Source organism: Megasphaera hexanoica (assembly GCF_043520715.1).
Lineage (GTDB): Bacteria > Bacillota > Negativicutes > Veillonellales > Megasphaeraceae > Megasphaera > Megasphaera hexanoica.
Window position 1 is genome coordinate 1,505,488 of sequence record NZ_CP171361.1, and the last position, 19,334, is coordinate 1,524,821.

22 protein-coding genes, 1 pseudogene and 1 riboswitch are annotated in these 19,334 nt (G+C 50.0%); of the genes and pseudogenes, 20 read left to right on the plus strand and 3 right to left on the minus strand.

Features of this window, described 5'->3' with window-relative positions; all coding sequences use genetic code 11:
* The first annotated feature begins 155 nt into the window (after window positions 1–155).
* From ACGTIC_RS07415 to ACGTIC_RS07495, 17 genes are all read left to right on the plus strand, one after another.
* The gene (locus ACGTIC_RS07415) at window positions 156–536 is read left to right on the plus strand and encodes a MerR family transcriptional regulator (protein ID WP_113856055.1); all 381 of its coding nucleotides are present in this window, start codon (window positions 156–158) and stop codon (window positions 534–536) included.
* Between the two features lie 57 nt (window positions 537–593).
* Complete coding sequence (locus tag ACGTIC_RS07420; RefSeq protein WP_113856054.1) at window positions 594–1,310, plus strand: flavodoxin; 717 nt, start codon at window positions 594–596, stop codon at window positions 1,308–1,310.
* Between the two features lie 86 nt (window positions 1,311–1,396).
* Window positions 1,397–1,846, plus strand: a complete 450-nt coding sequence (locus ACGTIC_RS07425; protein WP_075582222.1) for a flavodoxin — start codon at window positions 1,397–1,399, stop codon at window positions 1,844–1,846.
* A 77-nt stretch (window positions 1,847–1,923) separates the two neighbouring features.
* Window positions 1,924–3,309, plus strand: a complete 1,386-nt coding sequence (locus tag ACGTIC_RS07430) for an aldo/keto reductase (RefSeq protein ID WP_113856053.1) — start codon at window positions 1,924–1,926, stop codon at window positions 3,307–3,309.
* On the plus strand, window positions 3,310–4,773 hold the full coding sequence (locus tag ACGTIC_RS07435; protein ID WP_113856052.1) for a 4Fe-4S binding protein: 1,464 nt from the start codon (window positions 3,310–3,312) through the stop codon (window positions 4,771–4,773).
* 177 nt (window positions 4,774–4,950) lie between these two features.
* Window positions 4,951–5,262 carry a 50S ribosomal protein L21 gene (rplU, locus tag ACGTIC_RS07440; RefSeq protein WP_059077170.1) on the plus strand — a complete coding sequence of 104 codons (312 nt, stop codon included), beginning with the start codon at window positions 4,951–4,953 and terminating at the stop codon, window positions 5,260–5,262.
* Entirely contained in the window at window positions 5,262–5,567 is a 306-nt protein-coding gene (locus tag ACGTIC_RS07445) for a ribosomal-processing cysteine protease Prp (RefSeq protein WP_059077171.1), read from the plus strand. The genes rplU and ACGTIC_RS07445 overlap by 1 nt, the downstream gene beginning before the upstream one ends.
* A gap of 19 nt (window positions 5,568–5,586) precedes the next feature.
* The gene (gene rpmA, locus ACGTIC_RS07450) at window positions 5,587–5,877 is read left to right on the plus strand and encodes a 50S ribosomal protein L27 (protein ID WP_059077172.1); all 291 of its coding nucleotides are present in this window, start codon (window positions 5,587–5,589) and stop codon (window positions 5,875–5,877) included.
* Window positions 5,878–6,165: 288 nt separating this feature from the next.
* Window positions 6,166–6,786, plus strand: coding sequence for an ECF transporter S component (locus ACGTIC_RS07455; protein ID WP_059077173.1), 621 nt, complete (start codon window positions 6,166–6,168; stop codon window positions 6,784–6,786).
* A gap of 124 nt (window positions 6,787–6,910) precedes the next feature.
* Window positions 6,911–8,707, plus strand: coding sequence for a B12-binding domain-containing radical SAM protein (locus tag ACGTIC_RS07460; RefSeq protein WP_113856051.1), 1,797 nt, complete (start codon window positions 6,911–6,913; stop codon window positions 8,705–8,707).
* Window positions 8,694–9,647 (plus strand): TIGR01212 family radical SAM protein, encoded by a 954-nt coding sequence (locus tag ACGTIC_RS07465; RefSeq protein WP_257536527.1) that lies wholly within the window; start codon window positions 8,694–8,696, stop codon window positions 9,645–9,647. Before ACGTIC_RS07460 ends, ACGTIC_RS07465 begins: the two co-directional genes overlap by 14 nt.
* A 75-nt stretch (window positions 9,648–9,722) precedes the next feature.
* The gene (locus ACGTIC_RS07470; protein ID WP_257536675.1) at window positions 9,723–10,625 is read left to right on the plus strand and encodes a PhoH family protein; all 903 of its coding nucleotides are present in this window, start codon (window positions 9,723–9,725) and stop codon (window positions 10,623–10,625) included.
* A gap of 18 nt (window positions 10,626–10,643) precedes the next feature.
* Complete coding sequence (gene ybeY, locus ACGTIC_RS07475; protein WP_059077175.1) at window positions 10,644–11,117, plus strand: rRNA maturation RNase YbeY; 474 nt, start codon at window positions 10,644–10,646, stop codon at window positions 11,115–11,117.
* Entirely contained in the window at window positions 11,117–11,518 is a 402-nt protein-coding gene (locus ACGTIC_RS07480) for a cytidine deaminase (RefSeq protein WP_113856049.1), read from the plus strand. The genes ybeY and ACGTIC_RS07480 overlap by 1 nt, the downstream gene beginning before the upstream one ends.
* A 58-nt stretch (window positions 11,519–11,576) precedes the next feature.
* Window positions 11,577–12,473, plus strand: a complete 897-nt coding sequence (era, locus tag ACGTIC_RS07485; protein WP_059077177.1) for a GTPase Era — start codon at window positions 11,577–11,579, stop codon at window positions 12,471–12,473.
* A 15-nt stretch (window positions 12,474–12,488) separates the two neighbouring features.
* Window positions 12,489–13,832: a hemolysin family protein gene (locus tag ACGTIC_RS07490; protein ID WP_307788684.1), complete on the plus strand. Its 1,344-nt coding sequence runs from the start codon at window positions 12,489–12,491 to the stop codon at window positions 13,830–13,832.
* Window positions 13,816–14,571: a DNA repair protein RecO gene (locus tag ACGTIC_RS07495; protein ID WP_162816263.1), complete on the plus strand. Its 756-nt coding sequence runs from the start codon at window positions 13,816–13,818 to the stop codon at window positions 14,569–14,571. The genes ACGTIC_RS07490 and ACGTIC_RS07495 overlap by 17 nt, the downstream gene beginning before the upstream one ends.
* A gap of 87 nt (window positions 14,572–14,658) precedes the next feature.
* On the opposite strand, the gene ACGTIC_RS07500 is transcribed toward ACGTIC_RS07495, so the two are convergent.
* Genes ACGTIC_RS07500 through ACGTIC_RS07510 form a run of 3 tightly spaced genes read right to left on the minus strand, consistent with a single transcriptional unit; the run spans window position 14,659 to window position 17,180 of the window.
* The gene (locus ACGTIC_RS07500; protein WP_113856047.1) at window positions 14,659–15,486 is read right to left on the minus strand and encodes a MetQ/NlpA family ABC transporter substrate-binding protein; all 828 of its coding nucleotides are present in this window, start codon (window positions 15,484–15,486) and stop codon (window positions 14,659–14,661) included.
* A 16-nt stretch (window positions 15,487–15,502) separates the two neighbouring features.
* Window positions 15,503–16,156: a methionine ABC transporter permease gene (locus ACGTIC_RS07505; RefSeq protein ID WP_059077181.1), complete on the minus strand. Its 654-nt coding sequence runs from the start codon at window positions 16,154–16,156 to the stop codon at window positions 15,503–15,505.
* Window positions 16,137–17,180 carry a methionine ABC transporter ATP-binding protein gene (locus ACGTIC_RS07510; RefSeq protein WP_059077182.1) on the minus strand — a complete coding sequence of 348 codons (1,044 nt, stop codon included), beginning with the start codon at window positions 17,178–17,180 and terminating at the stop codon, window positions 16,137–16,139. Before ACGTIC_RS07510 ends, ACGTIC_RS07505 begins: the two co-directional genes overlap by 20 nt.
* Before the next feature lie 85 nt (window positions 17,181–17,265).
* Window positions 17,266–17,367: riboswitch (SAM riboswitch) on the minus strand.
* Window positions 17,368–17,581: 214 nt separating this feature from the next.
* On the opposite strand from ACGTIC_RS07510, the gene hpf reads away from it, so the two are divergent.
* The 3 genes and pseudogenes from hpf to ACGTIC_RS07525 all read left to right on the plus strand — a co-directional run.
* Window positions 17,582–18,106, plus strand: coding sequence for a ribosome hibernation-promoting factor, HPF/YfiA family (hpf, locus tag ACGTIC_RS07515; RefSeq protein WP_059077183.1), 525 nt, complete (start codon window positions 17,582–17,584; stop codon window positions 18,104–18,106).
* Window positions 18,107–18,373: 267 nt separating this feature from the next.
* Complete coding sequence (locus tag ACGTIC_RS07520) at window positions 18,374–18,577, plus strand: hypothetical protein (protein WP_257536526.1); 204 nt, start codon at window positions 18,374–18,376, stop codon at window positions 18,575–18,577.
* Window positions 18,578–18,589: 12 nt separating this feature from the next.
* Window positions 18,590–19,303, plus strand: a pseudogene (locus ACGTIC_RS07525) (UPF0236 family transposase-like protein); the annotation flags it as partial.
* Window positions 19,304–19,334 lie beyond the last annotated feature (31 nt).

A 19,334-nucleotide genomic window follows, 5' to 3' on the forward strand; every position in this document is an offset into this window, starting at 1 on the left:
CATATAATACAAGCAGGAAATGAAACTAATCAGGAGTCAGCCAGAAAAGAAGTATTGCCTTATGAAAAAGAACTATTATCGCTGTGTGCAATCTTACTGTGATGGCTGTATTGACTCTATGATACGGTGTATTAGTGTAGAAATGAGGGGAGAATATGTTTATACGGGAAATGGCTAAACGGGTACATCTTTCAGAAGATACCCTGAGGTATTATGAAAAAATCGGGCTGCTGGCTCACGTTCCCCGTGATGCCGGCGGACACCGGGTATATGGCGAGGTGGAAATTGAAGAAGTTCAGAAGATTGTGTATTTAAAAGCCAGCGGACTTTCTCTGAACGATATCCGGAACTATCTGGAGTTGATGCAGAGGGGAAAAGAAGGAAAAGAACAGCAGCATATATTATTACTGGCGACGCAGAAAACATTGCTTCGGAAGATGGTTGAGCTGCAGCAGTCTCTGAAGAAAATCAACCAATTGTTGTATACCCGGCATCAGACCTGCATGACGGCCGGTTCCCAGACAGTGCCGGAATAGGCCCGGGGCGTGTCACCGTACGCGTGAATATGATATTTTAAAGAGAGGGAATACCGTATGAAACTTACATCTATCTTAAAGATAATATGCATGGGAATGGCTCTTTGTACTCTTACGGCCTGCGGAAATACAGAAAATACCCAGGCAGTGCAGGATACCCCATCGGCATCGACAGGGGTCTACGTACCGAATCAGACGGGCAAACCTATGTCGGAAGACATCAAGGATGAGCTGGAAACAAAGCATAAGCAGGAAGCGGCATCTATCAAGACCATCCAGGAAGAACCAAAGGGAAGTCACAAAGGTCAGCGCATCCTCATCGCTTATTTTACCTGGGGCGGCCGGTCCGGGGAAGTGGCCCATATGATTCATGATAAAATCGGCGGCGACATATATGAAATCAAGCGGGATCCCGATTATTCCCGTGATTACTCGACAGTCCTAAAGGAATCGGTAAAAGAAGTCGATGACAACGCCCGGCCCCAGCTGGCAGGGGAACGGCCGGGTTTTTCCCAGTATGACGTCATTGTCCTGGGCTATCCCTGCTGGTGGTTCACGGCTCCTATGATTATCCCGTCATTCCTGGAAGGACAGAATCTGGAAGGAAAGCTCATCGTTCCCTATATGTGCTCTTACAGCAGCCCCTTTGAAGTGACACTGCCTGCATTGGCAGCGGCAGCACCGGGCGCGCGGATTTTCAAAGGACTGACCCTGGATAAAGATACGGATTACGGCGTCATCGATTCCTGGCTGGTGCAGGCAGGCCTACTGTGATGGTTCACCGGGATTTGGAATACGGGCAGTTTCCTGAGATTTCATGATTAAAGAATATAAGGCATTTAAATGATGGAGGTAATAACATGAAAAAAATAGTCATTTATTTTTCAGCCAGTGGCATTACGGAAAAACGGGCCAGGGAACTGGCTGCTGTGACTGGATCGGATATACAGGCTATCGTACCGGCACAACGGTACTCGTTGGCTGACTTGGATTGGACTAATCAGAAGAGCCGCAGTTATCAGGAAAATCTCGATGATGCAGTCCGGCCGGCATTGGAACATGGGAACATGAATTTGGCAGGATACGACCGGATTTATCTGGGCTTCCCCATTTGGTGGGGTATCGCACCTAAAATCATCAACACATTTGTAGAAAGCAATGATCTGAGCAATAAAGAAATTGTAGTCTTTGCTACATCAGGTGGCAGTGGCTTGCAGACAGCCGTTAAGACGTTGCAAAAACAATATCCTGCGCTGGATATTAAAGCAGGAAAATTATTGAACCACAGTGTAAAAAGCGATATTATTTAATCTGTTCATGAAATCAGTAAGACATCATACAGAATAAGTCAGGCGGACGTACAAAGAAAGAAGAAGAAGGTGGTATCGTGAGTAAGGAAGTGAGCCGGCGCACGTTTTTGAAAATTCTTGGTGGGGGATTGGCCGGTATGGCTGCTGGCGGGGCCGTGTGGAAACGTCATGAAATCATGGCCTTTCTCGATGCCGATAAAGCTGCAGCTGATGCAGGGCAGGATATGGGCAGGGTTGCGACCAGGTATTATGCCCCACTGGGGAAAGACCTGTCTCTGTTGGGATTTGGGTGCATGCGCCTGCCGACGAAATTCTCTGCCCAGGGCCGGGTCATTGATACGGAATTGGGCGAAAAGATGATTGATTTCGCCTACCGCCACGGCATCAATTATTTCGATACGGCCTGGTTTTATCATGACGGGCAATCGGAAGGCTTTATCGGCCAGGCCCTAAAAAAATACCCCCGTGACAGTGTGTTCCTTGCCGATAAAATGCCGACGCCGATTCTGGAGAGCCTCAATCAGGCAAAGGAGATTTTCCAAACGCAGCTCGACCGTTGCCAGGTCACGTATTTTGACAATTACATGCTCCATTCTCTCACCAGCCGGGACGAATTTGAGCGGCTGTATATCCAGAACGGAATCCTCGAGTATCTTCGTCAGGAGAAATCCCGGGGCCGCATCCGCTGTCTGGGATTTTCCTTTCATGGCGACGTGCCTTTCTTCCAGTATCTCATGGACCAGTATCCGTGGGATTTCTGTATGATCCAGCTCAACTATGCCGACTGGAATGGTATGGGAGAAGCGCCGTCGGGCAGTCGTCAGGCCGGCGATTTATACCGTAAGTGCCGGGAAAAGAACGTCCCCATTTTCGTCATGGAACCGGTCAAAGGAGGTAATCTGGCTGATCTGCCAGCTTCTTCAGCGGCAATTTTGAAAGAATTGCATCCTGACGCCAGCCTGGCGTCGTGGGCACTGCGCTGGGTAGGATCGAAAGACGGGGTCATTACGATGAATTCGGGGATGAGTAATCTGGAACAGGTCCTGGATAATGTCCGGACCATGAGCGATTTTAGCCCCTTATCGCCAGCAGAAGAACGGGCCATTCAGAGGTCTATGGGAAAGAACGCGGACAGTATGGCCATTCCCTGTACGTACTGCCGGTATTGTGATCCCTGTCCTTACGGCGTCGATATAGCTACGGTGTTTCAACTGTATAACCGCTTTGGTGAACCGGCCGGTATCGATATGGCCCATCCGGACAGAGCGGATGATGCGAAAAAACGGCAGTTCCTGACGCGGTATCAAAATAATCTGGAACGGAATCAGCGGGCATCCCAGTGTACGGCCTGCAACACCTGCCTGCCACGGTGCCCCCAGCATATTCCCATTTCCAAAAATATTCGCGCTATTGATGATATGGTGCAGCAGTTCAGCCGGGACACGGGAAAGGTCGTGATATAGATGATACAGAAAGGACGCATATTCCTGTCGTGGCTTACGATGGCGGCCGTCTTGCTGTCTTTTGGTGGAGTAGTGACGCCGTTCCTTACCCGGTGGCAGTTCCTGCCGGCCCTGCTGGCTTCTAATGTCCTTGCCATTGCTGTCATTCTTCTCGTCACATTTTTCTGTGGCCGGCTGTACTGCAGTGTGATCTGTCCTCTGGGAATCGGGCAGGATGCCGTATACTGGCTGGCAAAAAGGCGCAAAAAAAATCGCCGGAAATTTGCTTATCATAGAGAGCAGCGGTGGATCCGGTATGGTATCCTGACTGCAGTGGCCATATCCCTGATGCTGGGCATATCCCTGGTTCCAGCTCTTGTAGATCCATACAGTATCTTTGGCCGTATCGTCACAGATATACTGGCCATCCCGGCATCCTATGTGTGGAATGGCCTGGCAGGTCTTTCATCTGGCTGGCTTCCGACTATATCGAAAGTGGATATCCTGCCTCTGGTAGTCCCGGCTGCCGTAATGGCCGGGGTGTATTTCCTCATCCTAGCCATCCTTTCCTGGCGGTATGGCCGCTGGTATTGCAACACCTTGTGTCCTGTAGGCACCTTGCTGGGAACGGTCAGCCGTTTCAGCCTGTTTCGTCCCGTCATAGACAGCAGCCGCTGTGTCCGGTGCGGGCAATGCGAGAAGATTTGCCGTTCGTCCTGTATTGACGTGACTCATGGAACCATAGATTCCAGCCGCTGTGTCGATTGCTTTGACTGCATCTCCATTTGTCCCAAAGGAGCACTGTCCATGTCCCACCGTGGCAGGAAACAAAGTGCTGTAGAGCGGACTGAGGAGAAAGAAGCGCCGGAAATGCCGGAGACAGAAGGCATCAGCCGCCGGGATATGCTGATTATGACAGCTGTCGCTGCCGGAACGCTGGCCGCGGGCCTTGCACGCAGCCAGCCGCTGATTCCGGGTCTGCTGGGAACGGGAAAGGGGAAGAAAGCGGTTTTGCCGCCGGGAGCCTTGTCACTGACTGATTTTTCCCAGCACTGTACGGCCTGTCATCTCTGTGTCAGCCGCTGTCCCAGCAAGGTGCTGACGCCGGCTGTCCTCGAAAACGGAATCATGCAGATGGGTCAGCCTTATATGGACTTTACCCGCGGCTACTGCGTGTATAACTGCAATTTCTGTTCCCAGGTCTGTCCGGCCGGGGCCATCCGTCCTTTACAGTTGGATGTGAAACAGCAGACGAAAATAGGCATTGCCCGCTATGCCCAGTTTCACTGCCTCATTGCCCGTGAGGGCATCATCTGTGGAAATTGTGCCCGCCATTGTCCGGTACAGGCCATCACTATGGTAGAAAACCGCGACGGCCGCAGTTATCCCAAGGTCGATGGGGCACGCTGCATCGGCTGCGGCGCCTGTGAATACCACTGTCCTGCCCATCCAGCTGCCATATCGGTCAGCCCCATGCGGTCCTGATTTGTGCTGTCCATACTGTTTGATTATTCCTGAAATTTCCTTGACAAGGGCCGGAGAATCGCTTACAATATAAAAGTCGTAGCATGCACAAGTGGCTAGACAGATAAGCCGCATGAAGAGGCATACAAGTCCGCAAGGCGCCGTATTCAGCGAGTATATTGATGAGGAGGTGTCACTATGTACGCTATTATCAAAACCGGTGGAAAACAGTATCGCGTTCAGGAAGGGGACAACATTTTTGTTGAAAAACTCGCCAGCGATGTGGATTCCGAAGTCGTATTCGACCAGGTACTGGCTGTCGTCAACGACGGAGATGTCAAAGTAGGTTCTCCTGTTGTCGAAGGTGCTAAAGTTACAGCTAAAGTATTGGAACAGGGCAAAGAAAAGAAAGTCCTCGTTTTCAAATACAAAGCTAAATCCGACTATCGTCGTCGTCAGGGCCATCGTCAGCCTTACACGAAAGTCGTCATTGAAAAGATTGAAGGCTAATGATTACCATTGCATTACAACGGGATGAACAACAGCGTTACAGTGGTTTCCGTATTTCCGGTCATGCCGGATCGGTAGATGCGGGATACGATCTCGTCTGTGCGGCCGTGTCCGTACTGGCCCAGACAGCCTTTCTGGGGCTGTGTCATTACGGGAAGAAACCGGCGTACGAACAGCGAGAAGGGTATTTTTCCATACGTCTTGCTGAACGGAACGAAACGACGCAGGTCATCCTGGAAACGATGGTTCTTGGTTTAGAGGAAATTGTACGACAGTATGGACAATACGTCGTATTCGACTCATAGAAGTCAGGAGGTGAACGTAATGTTCAAATTTGATTTACAGCTGTTTGCCCATAAAAAAGGGGTAGGTAGTACACGTAACGGCCGTGACAGCGAATCCAAACGCCTTGGTGTCAAATGCCACGACGGCGTTATCGTTAAAGCCGGCAACATCATCGTTCGCCAGCGCGGCACTCACTTCCATCCGGGCACGAACGTAGGCATCGGCAAAGATGATACGTTATTTGCTACGGCTGCTGGTAAAGTTGCTTTTGAACGTGCTGGCAAATACAACCGGAAAGTCAGCGTTTACCCGGTTGAAGCCGAAGCATAATCATACAGGCTCGTATAAAAGAGAGTTTTTCCTTATAGGTCATCTATGAGGAGAACTCTCTTTTTTGTTGTCGTTATACGTTATTTTTTTCACTAATTTTAGAAAAAATCTATTGTCAAATGGTCCGTTCTATGCTAAACTATGCAAAGTGCCAGAGGGTCGTGAAACAAAGGGCTGGTCAGTATCCACGACGAGCTGAACCGTGGCTTCCACGACATGAGGACACAAATTTTTGTTACGACTTATATCCCATGAGAAAGCGGGAGTAAGAACGGAGGAGAATTTCATATGGAAAAAGTAAAAACGTTACCTGGGCAGCATCAGTTCATGAGTGTACGGCAGCTTACGGTTGCCGGTTTTCTGTCGGCTATTACCATTTTTCTGGGACTTACCGGATATGGCTTCATTCCCCTGATCATCATGAATGCGACCATTCTTCACATTCCGACGATCATCGGCAGCATCTCCGCAGGACGCCGCGTCGGTATGATTGTCGGTTTCATGTTCGGTTTGTTTTCATTCATCCGTACGCTGCAGGCACCGAGTGCCCTGTTGATGTTTGCCGTACAGTACAGCATCGTGGCAGACGCCTTCATCTGCATCGTACCGCGTATTATGATCGGTGTCGTAGCCTATGAATTGTACAAGCACCTGAAAATCCGTGAAGTTGCCCGTGTTGCCGTAACGGCTGTTGTCACGACGGTCTGCCATACGGTCATGTTCCTCGGATCCTTTACGGCTATCGTCGGCATGCCCTATGCCGAAGCACACGGCATTACCCTGGCTAACGTTTTCAATATCATGGCCGGGATCACTGTCGTCAACGGCATTCCTGAAGCCATCGTTTCGGGCCTCATCGTTACGCCGATTGTCATGGCGCTCCATCGCTCCGGCCTGAAAGTACAATAAGTACAGACACATTTCTGCCAGCCCGGCCAGTTACCGGGCTGGTTTGTTTTATATGGCTTTTTCTTCACGTCCGACGGCCTTTGTAGTATAATTTATATATACACTATTGATAAAGGACTATTTCATGAAGACGCTTCTTACGACATTAAATGCTAAATACGTTCAATCATCCCTGGCCCTGCGCTGCCTGCGCACGGCCTGCCTCCATGCCGGACGCACGGATGTAGTAACGGCAGAATATACGATCAATCACAATGCCTATGACATTTTGCGCCATATTTACCAGTTCCATGCAGAAGTCATCGGCTTTTCGTGTTATATCTGGAATATAGAAATGACCTGCCGCATCATCACGCTGATCCGCCAGGTCATGCCCCATGTCTGTATCTTCGTAGGAGGACCGGAAGTATCGTATACTGCCCGGGAAGTCCTCGACGACCATCCCGATATCGACTACGTCCTTCAGGGAGAAGGGGAACGCATCGTACCGGCTTTCCTGCGCGCATTGGAAGAAGGCCGCGACGGTACGGATATTCCCGGCGTCCTGGGCCGTGTGGCAGGGGAGATACGGGGAAATGAAGTGTTTGCCGAAGTAGCGGACCTGGATACCCTGCCTTTTCCCTACGAAGGTGAAGATTTCAGCCAGCTGGCCCATAAAATCATCTATTATGAAAGCTCACGGGGATGTCCGTTCCACTGCCAATACTGCCTGTCCGGCATGAGTGATACGGTCCGGTTCCGCTCCGTGCCGCTGGTCCTGTCTGAACTGGAGCAGTTCGTCGCCGCCGGGGTCCACCAGGTAAAATTCGTGGACCGGACATTCAACTGCAATCCCCGTCATCACCGGCCCCTCATCGAATACATGATTCACGTGCAGAAGCCGGTCAATTTCCATCTCGAGATTGAACCGGGCGTCCTCACCGATGACGATCTGGATCTGCTGGCCCGGGCCCCGAAAGGACGGATCCAGCTGGAAATGGGCATCCAGTCTACATATGAACCGACGCTGAAGGCGATTCACCGCCACAATGACTGGCCCCGCATTACGGCCATCATGAAGAAGCTGACGGCCCTCCATACGATGCACCTCCATCTCGATCTGATCGTCGGGCTGCCTTATGAAGATTATGACCATCTGCAGCAGTCGTTCAACGATATTTATGCGTTGCGGCCGGACAAACTCCAGATTGGCTTCCTCAAGCTGCTCAAAGGATCGGGCATCCGCCGCGACTATCCCGATGATTACCGCTATGATCCGTGCGGCCCTTATGAAGTACTGGCCACGACCTGGCTCCCTTATGAAAAGGTGCAGTTCCTGAAAGTGCTGGAAGATGTATTCGAACGGACCTATAATTCAGGAAAATTTTTCTATACCCTGCGTTATCTGGAGCGGTTTTATGCAGACAATATATTCCGGCTCTATGAAGCCATGACCCGGTCCTGGCTGAAAGCCGGCAATGACCGTATCGCCGTGGCCGATAAAGCCCTCTGCCACTTCCTCTGGGATTTCATCTGTCACGATGCCCGTGTTCCCGCACCGGCTCATAGGGTACTAAAGGAATTGTTGTCCCTCGACATGCTGATTACCTTCCGGTTCCGCCTGCTGCCAGACTTTCTCGGCTGGCAGGAAGCGCCGCGGAAGGATACGGACCGGCTGTTCCGCGAAGAAGAACGGCTTCGCCCGTATATAGGAAACTACCGGTTTACCAACTGGCGGGATATTAAAATGCGTTATCGCATCTGGCCAGTGTGTGACAGGACGAAAGAAGCCCTGTCCTGCTATCGCCATGCACCAGCCGGTCACGCCTGGATCATCTCCTTCAAAGACGATGAAGGCATATCCTGGCAGATGATGGCGGCAGCAGCGGATGGACGGCAGGAGACAGAAGATACAGGAAAGGATTGTCATGGAACGATATAACGTATACTCTTCTTATTTAAAAGCAACATATGGAGAAAAGGTATATAAACTGCCGATCAGCATTCCCGATACCTGTCCGAACCGGGATGGTACACTGGGAGTGAGGGGCTGCGTTTACTGTGGATCCATCGGCGCCGGTTATGAAAATCTGCCGGCTTCGGTGACGATTCAGGAACAGATAGAGCAGAATATTGCCCACATCCAGCCGAAATATAAAGCAAAGAAATTCATAGCCTATTTTCAGAATTTTACCAATACCTACCTGCCACCGGAGACATTCCGGGATTACCTGATCCAGGCCTGTCAGCCCGATATCGTCGGTATCGCCGTAGCTACGCGGCCGGACTGCATCAACAAGGTGTATCTCGATTATATGGCGGAAATCAAGGAAAGATACGGTGTCGATATCCTCGTCGAATTCGGCCTGCAGACGGCAAACTACAAGACGCTGCAGAAAATCAACCGCGGCCATACGCTGGCAGAATACATTGATGCCATGATGATGATGCGGGAGTATCCGTTCCGTACCTGTACCCACGTCATCCTGGACCTTCCCTGGGATACGATGGGCGATGTCGTGGAAACGGCAAAAATCATTTCGGCCCTCGGCAGCGACGAAGTTAAATTGCATGCCCTGTACGTCATCAAAAATACCGTATTGGCCGACTGGTATCATCAGGGAAATATCGCACTGGTCTCCGTCGAAGAGTACGTAGACCGGGTCGTCACCTTCCTCGAATACAGCCGTCCCGATATCGTATTCCAGCGTCTCATCGGCAGAGCCCCCAAAGAAGCGACAGAATTTGCCAACTGGGGTATGGGCTGGTGGAAAATCCGCGATATGATCGATGCGGCTCTCCTGCAGAAGGATACATGGCAGGGTAAAAAGTGTGACTATCTCGGCGGCAAAGCCGTACGTAAATTCATGACAAAAGACTAAAAGGAGACTTATAGCGTGTCTATAGAAAAAAGACTGACCTTTATCGATATGACAGAAGCCAAAGCCGTATTGGGGATGAAAGACGAATTTCTCAGAACACTGCAGAAGGAATTTCCCGGCTGTCGTATTGCTGCCAGGGGAAATGAAGTCATCCTGACCGGTCCGGAACCGGATGTCAGGCAGGCAGCCCGGGTATTTTCTGAACTTCGTTACCTCAACCGGGAAAATACATATATTACGACCCAGCACGTGCGCTATTCGGCCGACCTGATCCGCCAGGGACAGGAAGAGCTGCTTCACGACATTTACAGCGACACTGTGAGCATTTCTGCCAGAGGCCGGCTGATCAAACCGAAGACGGCCGGACAGAAACGCTACGTCGATTCGATCCGTAAGAATCTGGTGACATTCGGAATCGGCCCGGCCGGCACAGGCAAGACCTATCTGGCTGTAGCCCTGGCTGCCTTTTATCTGAAAAACCGGGAAGTCGAACGGATCATTCTCACTCGTCCGGCTGTCGAAGCCGGGGAAAAACTGGGATTTCTGCCGGGCGATCTGCAGGAAAAAATCGATCCCTATCTGCGGCCCCTGTACGATGCCCTGGCCGATATGTTCGGCTTTGACCAGTTTCAGAAGCTCATTGCCCGTAATATCATTGAAGTGGCCCCTCTGGCATACATGCGCGGCCGTACGCTGGAAGAATCGTTTATCATACTCGATGAAGCCCAGAACACGACGCGGGAACAGATGAAGATGTTCCTCACCCGTATGGGAAATCATTCCCGGGTCGTCGTCAACGGGGACAATACGCAGATCGATCTGGCAGACCGTAAGTTTTCCGGCCTGACCGAAGCAGAAAAGGTACTGGCTCATGTACCGGGTATCGGCATGGTTCATTTCACCGATGCCGATGTCGTCCGTCATGATATGGTCGGACGGATCATACGCGCCTATGAGTCTTTTTATAAAAAGGAATGACGAGAGGAGTTCTGTATTATGAAAATCAACATTAATTATGAAGATGAAGCTTTTCGCAAAGATGGATATGAACAGGTGATCGAACGGGTCTGTGATGAAGCCGCCCTGGTCTACGGACTGGGCCCCAATGCGGAAATCAGCATATTGCTCTGCCACAATGAGTACATCCATCAACTGAATAAACAGTACCGCAATATCGATCGTCCGACGGATGTCCTGTCCTTTGCCCTTAATGAAGGTGAAGCCGATGGCTATGATGGACCCGATACAGCACTTCTCGGAGATATTGTCATTTCACTGGAAAAGGTTCAGGAACAGGCCGAAGAATACGGTCATTCCTTTGAACGGGAACTGGCATACCTCACAATCCATGGCATGCTCCACATTTTGGGATACGACCATATGGAACCGGATGACAAGGCGGAAATGCGCAAAGAAGAAGAATTTATCCTCCAGCGCCTTGGCTACGTCCGCGAAGGAGAAGAACTCTGATGACCGATGAAACGACGATTGCCCGCCTCATCCGGGCAGCGCGGGACGTACAGGGACGGGCCTATGCCCCCTATTCCCATTTCCGCGTAGGGGCAGCCCTGCTGGGAGAAGATGGCACGGTATATACGGGCTGCAATGTGGAAAATGCTTCGTACGGGCTCACTATCTGTGCCGAACGGAATGCCATCTTTCACGCCGTGGCCTGTGGCTGTCGGCGTTTTGCGGCGCTGGTCATCACCGGTGACAGCAAGGACCTCACAGCACCCTGTGGTGCCTGCCGTCAGGTCATGGCAGAATTTGCCATTCCTGAAATCATCCTGGCCCGACCTGACGATTCGTATGAAACGTTCACGCTGCAGCAGCTCCTGCCGCTGACCTTTGATGAATCGTCCATGGCCTGATCACAGCCTGGCATCCGCTAACTCTATATACATATATAAGAAAGGTAATAACATAATTATGGAAGATACATTTAAATCGGGATTTGTTGCCGTCGTCGGCAGACCGAACGTCGGTAAATCGACCCTGATCAATCACATCATTAAACAGAAAGTCTCTATCGTATCGGATAAAGCGCAGACGACGCGGAACCGGATTCTCTGCATCCATACAGACGAAGAATGCCAGATTGTATTCCTCGATACGCCGGGAATCCACAAACCGCATCATAAACTGGGCGAGTTCATGGATGAAGCGGCCTATCAATCCCTGCAGGATATTGATGCCGTGTTGTTCCTCATATCGGGAAATGAAAAAAAGGGCCCCGGCGACCTGTTCGTCCTGGATAAGCTCAAAGGCACGAAAGTACCTGTTTTCCTGGTCATCAATAAGACGGACCTCATGAGCCGGGAAGAAATTCTGCACAAAATTACCGAATACAATGCCCTCTTTGATTTTGCCCAGATTATCCCTATTTCCGCTCTTACAGGGGATAATGTCGATGCCGTCGTGGATGAACTCAAAAAAATCCTGCCAGAAGGTCCGAAATATTTCCCCGATGACATGATTACCGACCAGCCGGAACGACTGCTGGCCGCAGAAATTGTACGGGAAAAATTATTCCAGTGCCTGCGCGACGAAGTACCGCATTCCATCGCTGTGTACGTAGAAGAAATGAAGAATCGTGGCCATAATAAAGTCTATATCCGGGTCACGGTCTACGTCGAACGGGACTCGCAGAAGCGCATCGTCATCGGAAAGAACGGCACTATCCTGAAGGAAGTAGGTCGTCTGGCCCGTCAGGAAATCGAACACGTCCTGGGATCGTCCGTATTCCTCGATATCTGGGTCAAAGTCAAAAAAGACTGGCGCAACAAGCCGTCCGCGCTGAGTGAATTCGGGTATAAAAATGAGTAAGCAGAGGAGCGATATATGATGGAACCAGAGCTGGGACACATAGCACAGTATTTGCTGCTTCTTGTGCCTTCCATTCTGCTGAGCGTTTTTTGTGTTATTGGTAAATTTGCCTTCGTACAGCTGCGCCGCGAATCCATTGAAGAAATGGTGAGAGACGGCGATACAAAGGCCCGGTTTTTATTAAAATTGTATGAAAAACCGGCTATTTTCCTCGGCATGGCTCAGCTGGGCATGGTGATTTCTGGTATGGCCGCGGGAGCTGTCGTATTTTATGTACTGTATGAGGCATTTCCCCTGCTGCACGGATGGATACCGCTCTGGGCCGTCGGTATCCTGTATATCTGTGTCATTCTCCTGGTCTGCATCTGCCTGTGGGTTTTTGGCGAACTGATTCCCAAATCGATTGGCCTGCAGCGGGCCGAAGGAGGACTGAAACGGGTCAGCCATTTCCTTTACTCTGCCAGCCGCCTGTTTTACCCCTTCATCATCTTTGGCAACTGGCTGGGGCAGCGCCTCCTCAAAAACCGCAATCTCGACGTGACCAATGAAATCGATATGGCTCATTCGGAAGATGAAATCCGCATGCTCATCACGGCCAGCCACAAAGAAGGCAAAATAGACCCGGTGGAAAGCGAACTCATTGGCAACGTCTTTGATTTTGCCGACCGTCTGGCCAAGGAAATCATGGTGCCCCGTCAGGAAATCGTCTGCCTCTATGTAGAAGAAACGATGAACCAGCACCTGAAAACCATCCGTCAGTCCCGCCATACGCGCTATCCCCTCTGTACAGAAGATAAGGACCATATCCTGGGACTGATCCACATTAAGGATTTCATGGATTTGTATATTCACAAACGGAGCAATCTCCGCCTCATCAAGCGGCCTATCCTCATGGTACCGGAAATCATGCCGGCATCACAGCTCCTGCAGCTCATGCGGGCCCGCCGTACCTATCTGGCGACGGTTGTCGATGAATACGGCAGCACTGTCGGCCTCATCGGGCTGGAAGATATTCTGGAAGAACTGGTAGGCAATATCCGGAACGAACATTCGTCGGAACAGGAAGAAATCCAGCCTCTTCCCAATGGTGCCTACGAATTTGACGGCACGGTGCTCCTGGAAGATGTAGAAGAAATGCTCCATATCCCGGTGGAAGAAGATGTCGATACCGATACAATCGGCGGCTACGTCTTTTATCTCCTGGGCCATACGCCGAACGTAGGTGAAGAAGTCGTCATCGGATCATACAAATTCAGTGTGCTGGAAGTACAAGGGTTCCGCATTGCCCGGATAAAGGCTGTGCCTATGCCGCCGGCAGATGATACAGAAGGGGAAGGAACGGATGAACAGAAGGACTAATTCCTACGGTCCCATGCAGAAGACCCGGGCCTATACAGGCATCATCCTTCGCCTGCAGAAAGGCCGGTCCCGGCAGCTGCAGCTGACCATATTCACAAAAGAATCGGGCATCCTCTACGTCTATGCGCCTAAAGGGAAAAAGGGATATAATCAGGGATTTGGCAGTTTTATGGTCTTTTCTCCCATTACCTTTGATGCCTGGGAACGGGATCACGTCCTGTTTATGGGAGAATACGAGAGCCATCGCAGTACGATTCTCGATGCCCTGACTTGGAACTATTACGTCTATACCCAGATGTTTGTGGAAATGGTGCTGGCCATTATACCGGCTGGCGAACCGGATGAACGGATATATGAGCTCATCGGCTGTTACAGCCGGGCCATTGCCAGCCGCAACGTCCGCGTAGCGACCATCATCGCCGGATGGCAGCTGACGGCCTGTGCCGGCTATATGCCCGATACAGCGGCCGCTCAGGTGTATATGGGACCAGGGACTGATGGCAGAAAGACCTATTACCTGTCCGATGAAAGAGAAGACATGCAGCCCGTCCCTTTGCCGTCAGCCGTCCGTCAGCTCTGGCAGACTCTTTTAACCTATTCCTGGCAAAAGACAGATACCATACAGCTCCCCCGGAATCAACTGGCATTCCTGGAACACCTGCTGTACAGCTACGTAGAAGAACTCAGCGGCCGACAACTCAAATGCCGTAAACTGATAGAAGAGGGAAAGAAAGTGTAAGGGAGAGAGAGTTTGAAGTTTGATGAAAGAAAAGACGAGCCCCACGAAACATGCATGTTTCGTGGGGCTCGTCTTTTCTTTCACACATTAAAATGCCGGAATAAGGGCACCTTTGTAATGTTCTTCGATATATTTCTTGATGACATCAGAATTATAGATTTCGACGATTTTCTTCAGCGTCGGATTATCTTTGTCATCTTCATGGACGGCGAGGATATTAGCATACGGCGAATCTTTGTCTTCCCGCAGGAGGGCATCCGTTACAGGGTTCAGGCCGGCATCCATTGCATAGTTAGTATTGATAGCGGCGAAGTCAACATCGTCGAGAGAACGGGGAATCTGAGCGGCTTCTAGTTCTTTGATCTGGAGATGTTTTGCATTTTCCGTAATATCCTGCGGTGTCGGATATTTTACGCCATCTTTAATCTTGATGAAACCGGCTTTCTGGAGCAGCAGCAGGCCGCGGGCACCGTTGGTCGGGTCATTCGGAACGGCTACGGTCATGCCGTCTTTTACGTCATCGAGGCTCTTGATTTTGTGAGAGTAGAGGCCGATAGGTGCTACGACGGTCTGGCCGATAGAAACGATTTTCAATCCCTTGTCTTTGACCAGGTTGTCCATATACGGTTTATGCTGGTACGAGTTCATGTCGATTTCCTTATTGGAGAGGGCGACATCGGGAGTTACATAATCAGAGAATTCCATGATTTTAATGGTAATGCCCTGTTTGGCAGCTTCTTTTTTGACCTGTTCCATGATTTCCGCATGGATGCCCGGTGTGACCCCGACGGTGATTTCTTTTTTGTCGGAAGAAGCCGATTTGGAATTGTTGTCACTGCTGCCACAGCCGGCGGCAAAAACGCACAGTGTAGCGAGGGCCGCCAGTGTTACGGCCTTTTTGATGAATGATTTCATGATACAGACACTCCTTTTATTTTTTATTCTTCTTGCGGGAAGCAAAGTCGCCGCAAGCCTGAATCAGATTGACGCCGATGACGAGGATGATGATCGTAGCCAGCATAACATCGGCCTGGAAACGCTGGTAGCCGTAGCGGATGGCGATATCCCCAAGACCGCCGCCACCGATGGCACCGGCCATGGCCGAAGCCCCGATGAGGTTGACGATGAGGACGGTAATGTTATTGATGATTGTAGGCAGTGCTTCCGGAAGCAGGACTTTGCGGATAATCTGCAGCGGAGAAGCACCCATGGATTCTGCCGCTTCGACGAGACCGAAGTCGACATCGCGGATGCTCGTTTCTACGAGCCGGCTGAGGAAGGGAATAGCGACGATAGTCAGTGGTACACAGGCTGCCGTCGTGCCGATAGACGTACCGGCAATGAGGCGGGTCAGCGGGATGATGGCGACCATGAGGATGATGAACGGGATGGAACGGATGATATTGACGATAGTTCCGAGAATCTGATTGATTACCCTGTTTTCCAGAATGTGGCCTTTGCTGGTCGTAACCAGGGTAATGCCGAGAGGAATACCGATGATAGCAGCAATGAGAGTAGAGATGGACACCATGAACAGTGTTTCTTCAATACCCTGTATCATTAATTTAATGAGTTCTGGGGACATATCCTAAAACCTCGCTTTCAATAGGTTGCGTCTTAATATACGAATACGCTTCGGTCTGGGCTTTCATATCGCCCATGATGACGACAATCAGATAGCCGAACGGCACATCCTGAATATAATCGATGTTGCCGTAAAGGACACTGACATCGAGATTGAACTTGCGGGCGACATTGACTACCAGCGGTTCGTTGGTAGCGGCTCCCTTGAAACGGAAGCGGACGAGCATATCCCGGTCCGGCGATGGCTGATTGGTGACGCCCAGTTTTTTGATGCCTTCGGGCAGTTCCATATTGATGACCGATTTGACAAATTCCTTCATCGTTTCCGACTGGGGATTGGTAAAGACGTCGATGACCCGGCCCTGTTCTTTGATGACCCCGCCTTCGATGACAGCCACGCGGTCGCAGATTTCCTTGATGACGGCCATTTCGTGGGTAATGATGACGATGGTGATGCCCAGGCGTTTGTTGATGTCTTTCAACAGTTCCAGGATGGATTTGGTCGTCTGTGGATCCAGTGCCGATGTCGCTTCATCGCACAACAGGATTTTCGGATCGCTGGCCAGGGCGCGGGCGATGCCGACACGCTGTTTCTGGCCACCCGAAAGCTGGGACGGATAATTGAACTGCCGGTCCGTCAGGCCGACCAGTTCGAGCAGGGAATCGACCTTGCTGCGGATGACTTCTTTGGAAGCGCCAGCCAGTTCCAGCGGAAAAGCGATATTGTCAAAAACGGTACGGGACGACAGCAGATTGAAATGCTGGAAAATCATGCCGATGTTTTTGCGTTCGGCCCGCAGCTGGCTGTCGGACATGGCCGTCAGTTCCTTATCGTCGATGATGACTTTGCCCGTCGTCGGTTTTTCCAACATATTGATGCAGCGGACGAGCGTCGATTTGCCGGCACCACTTTTCCCGATGATGCCGAAAATTTCGCCGTCATGGATAGTCAGTGAGATGCCTTTCAGGGCCTGGACGTGCGTTTTGCCGCCGTAGGTCTTGGTAATGTTTTCAAAGGTAATCACAAGATCAACTCCTTAATGGATACACCTGGAGGTGCTGATAGCATAAAAAAAGCCGTCAACAGATGCTGACGGTACGTATACAATCATTTCATCTGCCGGATGGAAATCCGTTGGACTTGGCACCTTCCCGCTATGGGGGGTTGCCGCAGCGTCATAGGGCCATTCCCTCGGCTGCTCTGGATGAATAGGTTATGTAATTGCTGAGTTGTATACTAACACTAATAGGAATCCTTGTCAATGTTATTTGTGTAAAAAATTGAATGCCGTTCGAAAAAAATATTTCATCGTCAAGCAGGAATTTACCTTTTTATATCGAATACTTAATATATGAGGAGCAGGATATCCGGATTTTAAGCATGGATGGTCCGGAACGAAGTTTCTCACGAAAGGAAGGGATTTGTATGGCAACAATCGTAAGAGGCAAGAATTTAGAAATTACACCGGCATTAAAGGACTATGTACTGAAACATGAAAAGAAAGTAACGAAGTACTTTGAAAATGAAGTCAATGTCCAGGCTCTTCTTTCCGTCGAAAAAGATCGTAAAATTGCTGAAATCACCTTGAAAGTAGATGGTGTCGTTCTTCGTGGCGTCGAAGCCAATGACGATATGTACGCCGCCATCGATCTGGTTTACGACAAAATGGTACGCCAGATCCACAAATATAAAACGAAGCTGGCACGCCGTATGAAAGGCGGCTCCTTCCATGAAGGACTCGTCGAAGGACCGGCTGCACCGGAAGAAAACTTTGAAATTGCCCGGGTCAAGAAATTTGCAGCCCGTCCTATGGACGTAGAAGAAGCTATCCTGCAGATGAATCTCGTTGGCCACGATTTCTTCGTTTTCCTCAATTCGGAAACGGAAGCCATCAACGTCGTATACAAACGGAAACATGGTAAATATGGCCTGATTGAACCGGAATACTAAGCTGAATCATACAGGGGTTGTGGTATCGCAGAAAAAGGGTACCACAGCCCTTGTTTTTTTTTGCCTTTCAATCCCGTATTTACAGAGATATCGCAATGTGTCCTAATATCAGGATGTTACCTTATCTTTGCATAAGATTTTTTCATGTCAGATAGTGTAAAATAATTGTGGGAAAACTTTAATACATTAAAGAAAATACAAAAAGAGAAGGAACTCCTTATTGTATAATAAAGTGTAGATCCAACACATACGAAAGGAGTCCTTCTCATGTTTAGTATACAACAAATTTCCAATGTTTGTGTAGATTTTTTTAATGCATCTCTTCGGAAAATCTTGGCCCAGGAACTATCATTAGCTCAGTTAAGCCAAAATCTGGATCAATTGGTCAATCAAATCGGAGTAGCCATCATGACAACACTCCTGGATCAAGCCGATGCGGCTATCTATGCAGCGATTAGACCAAACCATTAGTATCAGGTTAAAGACCATCGCGTACAGACGCTGACCACACTGTGGGGCGATGTCACCTTTGCCCGGACGTATTATCAATGTAAGGCAGATTCATCATATCATTATTTGTTAGATGAGTGGCTGGGATTGGATAAATCGACTCATTTTGAGCCGCTGTGCCAGGCTCGTTTAGTCACTCGTTCCGCTGACGTAAGTTATCGTAAGGCAGCTGCTCTTACAACGCCCACCAGCCTGAGTGGCCAAAGTGTCTTATTGTCTATCCGTAAATTAAGGACTCTCCCCAATCAGGCAGCCGCTATGCCAGAAGCCAAACCAGAGATTCACAAAGTATATGTAGAAGCGGATGAGGACCATGCAGCGATGCAAAAATGCCCTGCCAAAGAGATGAAACTGATCAATGTCTATGACTCGAAGGTATTTGTCTGTCGGGGACGCAGGAAGCTATGTGGGCGGCGCACATTTTCCGGATGGGAAGCTCCGTCTCAGTTATGGCCAGAAGTGAATCAGTATATCCAACAAGCCTATGGAGCGGAGCAGACGCCGGAAGTGGTAATCAAAGGAGATGCTGCTCCATGGATTAAAGCAGGGACCAACTATTTAGCCCAAAGTACCCATGTTGTGGATGGATATCATGCCAGCCAATACCTTCGCAAAATCGCAGGGAAAGGTACGATCCGCGTACTCTATGACGCACTGAGAGCCAACGACCAGGCGGCTTTTGTATAAGAAGTACAGCGAAAGTTGCGGACAGGTCCGG

Bases quoted from the DNA above. Each gene is read 5' to 3' on its own strand.
- ACGTIC_RS07415 (WP_113856055.1), top strand. From the start codon at position 156: ATGTTTATACGGGAAATGGCTAAACGGGTACATCTTTCAGAAGATACC.
- ACGTIC_RS07420 (WP_113856054.1), top strand. From the start codon at position 594: ATGAAACTTACATCTATCTTAAAGATAATATGCATGGGAATGGCTCTT.
- ACGTIC_RS07425 (WP_075582222.1), top strand. From the start codon at position 1,397: ATGAAAAAAATAGTCATTTATTTTTCAGCCAGTGGCATTACGGAAAAA.
- ACGTIC_RS07435 (WP_113856052.1), top strand. From the start codon at position 3,310: ATGATACAGAAAGGACGCATATTCCTGTCGTGGCTTACGATGGCGGCC.
- rplU (WP_059077170.1), top strand. From the start codon at position 4,951: ATGTACGCTATTATCAAAACCGGTGGAAAACAGTATCGCGTTCAGGAA.
- ACGTIC_RS07445 (WP_059077171.1), top strand. From the start codon at position 5,262: ATGATTACCATTGCATTACAACGGGATGAACAACAGCGTTACAGTGGT.
- rpmA (WP_059077172.1), top strand. From the start codon at position 5,587: ATGTTCAAATTTGATTTACAGCTGTTTGCCCATAAAAAAGGGGTAGGT.
- ACGTIC_RS07455 (WP_059077173.1), top strand. From the start codon at position 6,166: ATGGAAAAAGTAAAAACGTTACCTGGGCAGCATCAGTTCATGAGTGTA.
- ACGTIC_RS07460 (WP_113856051.1), top strand. From the start codon at position 6,911: ATGAAGACGCTTCTTACGACATTAAATGCTAAATACGTTCAATCATCC.
- ACGTIC_RS07465 (WP_257536527.1), top strand. From the start codon at position 8,694: ATGGAACGATATAACGTATACTCTTCTTATTTAAAAGCAACATATGGA.
- ACGTIC_RS07470 (WP_257536675.1), top strand. From the start codon at position 9,723: ATGAAAGACGAATTTCTCAGAACACTGCAGAAGGAATTTCCCGGCTGT.
- ybeY (WP_059077175.1), top strand. From the start codon at position 10,644: ATGAAAATCAACATTAATTATGAAGATGAAGCTTTTCGCAAAGATGGA.
- ACGTIC_RS07480 (WP_113856049.1), top strand. From the start codon at position 11,117: ATGACCGATGAAACGACGATTGCCCGCCTCATCCGGGCAGCGCGGGAC.
- era (WP_059077177.1), top strand. From the start codon at position 11,577: ATGGAAGATACATTTAAATCGGGATTTGTTGCCGTCGTCGGCAGACCG.
- ACGTIC_RS07490 (WP_307788684.1), top strand. From the start codon at position 12,489: ATGATGGAACCAGAGCTGGGACACATAGCACAGTATTTGCTGCTTCTT.
- ACGTIC_RS07495 (WP_162816263.1), top strand. From the start codon at position 13,816: ATGAACAGAAGGACTAATTCCTACGGTCCCATGCAGAAGACCCGGGCC.
- ACGTIC_RS07500 (WP_113856047.1), bottom strand. From the start codon at position 15,486: ATGAAATCATTCATCAAAAAGGCCGTAACACTGGCGGCCCTCGCTACA.
- ACGTIC_RS07505 (WP_059077181.1), bottom strand. From the start codon at position 16,156: ATGTCCCCAGAACTCATTAAATTAATGATACAGGGTATTGAAGAAACA.
- hpf (WP_059077183.1), top strand. From the start codon at position 17,582: ATGGCAACAATCGTAAGAGGCAAGAATTTAGAAATTACACCGGCATTA.
- ACGTIC_RS07520 (WP_257536526.1), top strand. From the start codon at position 18,374: ATGTTTAGTATACAACAAATTTCCAATGTTTGTGTAGATTTTTTTAAT.